Source organism: Clostridium sp. AM25-23AC (assembly GCF_003435125.1).
GTDB classification, from domain to species: domain Bacteria; phylum Bacillota; class Clostridia; order Lachnospirales; family Lachnospiraceae; genus Pilosibacter; species Pilosibacter fragilis.
The window spans coordinates 1-341 of the sequence record NZ_QWGI01000053.1; the positions used below are offsets into that span (position 1 = coordinate 1).

Consider the following 341-nt stretch of genomic DNA (forward strand, 5'->3'; position numbering starts at 1 on the left):
CCTCCACGCTGGGGGACGGCTACGACTTGCAAGATGTTCTGTCCGCCATTGAGGGCAAAGAAAAACGCCCCGGGCGCTCGGAGCGGAAAATCAGCCTGGCGGTGGATATTCAAGCAAAGCTGGCTGCCGGTAAGGGGCCGGGATATGAACGCTGGGCGAAGGTATTTAACATTAAGCAGATGGCTGCTGCCCTTGCTTATATACAGGACAATGGCCTGACCGATTATGAGCAGTTGGCACAGAAAGCCACCGAGGCAGCAGACCGTTTTCATGCCATTTCCGAGCAGATCAAGCAGACGGAACAGGCCATGAAAACCAATGCCGGGCTAAAGGCCGCAACG

General features: G+C 55.7%; 1 pseudogene. It reads left to right on the top strand.

What is annotated here, in order from left to right:
• Positions 1–341 (top strand): annotated as a pseudogene (locus DW677_RS18965) (hypothetical protein); the annotation flags it as partial.